The organism is Corallococcus sp. AB049A (assembly GCF_003668885.1).
GTDB classification, from domain to species: Bacteria; Myxococcota; Myxococcia; order Myxococcales; family Myxococcaceae; genus Corallococcus; species Corallococcus interemptor.
In genome coordinates, this window is record NZ_RAWL01000664.1 from 1 (window position 1) to 2,958 (window position 2,958).

The 2,958-nt window shown below is 67.4% G+C and carries 3 protein-coding genes; all 3 read right to left on the reverse strand.

What is annotated here, in order from left to right; all coding sequences use genetic code 11:
* A partial coding sequence (locus D7X55_RS37970) for a hypothetical protein (RefSeq protein WP_121725588.1) occupies nucleotides 1-1,757 on the reverse strand: 1,757 nt, incomplete at its 3' end.
* A 110-nt stretch (nucleotides 1,758-1,867) separates the two neighbouring features.
* The gene (locus D7X55_RS37975; protein ID WP_121725589.1) at nucleotides 1,868-2,326 is read right to left on the reverse strand and encodes an SRPBCC family protein; all 459 of its coding nucleotides are present in this window, start codon (nucleotides 2,324-2,326) and stop codon (nucleotides 1,868-1,870) included.
* 10 nt (nucleotides 2,327-2,336) lie between these two features.
* A complete protein-coding gene (locus D7X55_RS37980; protein ID WP_121725590.1) occupies nucleotides 2,337-2,702 on the reverse strand; it encodes a helix-turn-helix transcriptional regulator in 366 nt (121 codons plus the stop codon).
* Between the last annotated feature and the right edge of the window lie 256 nt (nucleotides 2,703-2,958).

Here is a 2,958-nt window from a genome sequence, read left to right on the forward strand (position 1 = left end):
GTGTGAGGCGCCCCGGAGATGACGATGACCCCGCTGGTCGAGTGGCGGACGCGGAGCGCGTTGTTGCCGGCGTCGAAGGTCCACCCGTCCGCGGCCAGGTCCGTGCGCTGCGACAGGGCGGTGCCGCCCGCCGTCACCGCCGAGGGGACGAAGGCGAGGCGCAGCACCTCCGTCGCGCTGGCGTCGTAGGTGGTGTAGCGGACCTCGTTGCCGGGCCCGTAGGTGACGCTCTTCACGACGGAGGTGGAGCGCAGCAGGTGGTTCTGCCCGGCGGGCGCCCAGTCCGGCTGCGCGCCCATGCCGATGACGAAGTGGCGGATGAAGTCACCCCACCCGTCCGTGAACCAGACGTTGTTGGGATACGGCCCGTCGATGGTGAGCCCGCTGTTGCGCACCATGTACGTGGCCCAGTTGAACGCGCGGAAGGCCTTGTCCTTCGCCGTCGCGTCCCCGGTGAGCTCCGCGTAGCGCGCGTTCACGGCGGCGTAGCGCGAGGTGTGGCTGCCCATCTTGTAGGGGAAGGCGTACTGCTCCTTGATGGGCCGCGCGCCGAACTCCAGCGTGTCTCCGAAGTTCGTCTCGATGAAGGCGATGATGTTCTGCACGTGCGCCTGCCAGTTCGGATCCAGGCCGGGGTTGTCCATCAGGAACTTGGCCGTCTCCCCGGGGACGAGTTGGTTCAGGTTGTTGGTGGCGTCCGAGCCCACGTCCTCGAAGTACTGGGTCCAGTTCTGCGTCGCGATGGGACCGCTGCCGCCCAGCAGCCACGCGAGGACGGTGGCCTGGGTGCTCTGCCATTGGGCCAGCTGCGTGCTGCTGTAGCCGGGCGCGCCGTTCAGCGCGCCCGCCTGTCCCAGTTTGATGAGTTCCTGGAACAGCTTGAGGGGCTCCACGACGTTGGACGCGTAGTTGTCCACGATGTTCGCGCCGGTGCGCACGGCGTTGTCGGAGGCCCGCACGCGGTACGGCCACGGCGACACGGTGGCGCTCGGGGTGCGCAGGTGGCTGGTGAGCTGGTTGGCCGCGTTGATGGCCATGTCGCGGTAGGCCGTGTTGCCATTGAACTTGAAGGCCTGGACGGCGGCCCACGCGAGCGCGCCCACCTTCTCCGGCTGGAGGTAGCCCACGCCGTCACCCACGCCCACCGAGCCGCCCGCCTGCGCGCCAGCGTACGTCAGCGTGCCGCTGGCGCCGCTCGCGTAGGGCACCTGGGACCAGTGGTCCCCCACGGCCGTCATGCCGTGCGCCAGGTGCCAGTCCAGCAGCGCCAGCGCGAGGTCGCGCAGGCGCGGGTCGTTCTTGTAGGGCGAGTACGCGAGGCCGGACTCGATGAGCATCGCGTTCAGGCCGGCGGGATTGTGTGGCCAGCCCACCGGCTGACCGGCGGGAGAACACCCGGGCGCCGTGCCGCTGCACAGGTACGAGTGCGCGTAGTAGGCCGGCTTGGCCACCGAAGGGTTCGTGAGGTTGGACAGGTTGGGGAGCGCGAGCAGGTAGTTCTGGTTCAGGTCCAGCACGTAGTCATACGCGGCGGAGCTGCCCGGGTTCGCGGGAGGCGCCCAGGACAGCAGCTTCCCCGTGCCATCGCACTGCGCGGCGTGCTGGTCGATGCTGCCGCCGCCGCTGCACGCGAGCGCCTGACGCACGGTGGTGGGCGCGGGCGCGTCAGCGGGCGCGGCACAGCGGGTCAGCAGGACGAGGAGCGTGAGTGCTCCGGTGAGGGAGCGGATGGTCCGCTCCGAGAGATGGGCATGCATGGGGGGGTGTCCTTGGAGGGGCGCACAAACGGCGCCGGCCCTGGAGATGGCTCTCTCCAGGGCCGGTGCATTATCGCCCGCACCCGGTCACCGGTTGCGTCAGGCCCGTCCTACGCGCCCAGGGTGACGAGCAGTTCGTCCAGTTGCTGGAACGTCTCGACCAGCGCCTCCGCGGCTCCGCCGGCAGCGTCGAGAGCTTCCTTCGAGGGGTAGAGCTCGCTCACGACCAGCAGCGTCTTGCCCTCTTTTTCCTCGAAGGTCACCGTGGTGACGGACGTGTTGTCGCCACCTTCCTCATTGGTCCAGACGAGGCGCGAGTGCGGTGTGACTTCTTTGTACGTACCGAAGAATGCCATCCCCTGGCCGAACACCAGACGGTACGTGCCGCCGGTACGAACATCCATCTCGCAGGAGGCCAGGGTCATTCCCATCGACTTCGGCACCCACCACTTCTTGAACAGCTCGGGCTTTGTCCACGCCTCGAACACGATGCGTGCCGGAGCATCGAAGGTTCGCGTGACGACGGTCTCACGCTCGGACTTCCGTTCCACGATCGTGCGGTTCTTCATGGGTGTGGGCTCACTCTCTTTGCTTGCGGCCATCGGCCTGTTCCTTCCGTTTCAATTCCTCGACCACCTTGTCCAGCTCGTCGAAGCGGACGTCCCAGAGCTGGCGGTACCGCTCGAGCCAGGCCATCTCGTCCTCCAGTCGGCGCGGGCCGATCTTGCAGGTCCGCACGCGCCCGACCTTCTCCGTGATCACGAGCCCGGCCCGCTCCAGGACACCGACGTGCTTCTTCATGCCCGTGAGGGTCATGTTGAACTTCTCGGCGAGGTCCGTGATCGAGGCCTCCGCACGCCCGAGCTGCTCCAGAACACCGCGTCGGGTGGCGTCGGAGAGCGCGGCGAACGAAGCATCGAGGCCGGCATTTTCACACTGAACCATTTAGTTCAGTATCTAACAGGCGGGGAGTTGGCACGCAAGAGCAGTTCGGGCGCGGGATGCGTGAACAACTGGGGCTGTGGGTTGTCTTGAGCGCCTCAACACCGCGCTGCCTGGGGTGGCCCTCGCGCCGCCCTCTCTGCCAAGGTGAGTGAGACAGTCCGTACCCAGCAGTTTAGTGTGCAGGGCGACCCAGGCAGGGACGATGAATCCGGTGGTGGAAGAGGCTCGGGTCAGGGAGACCGAGGTGGTGGAGAAG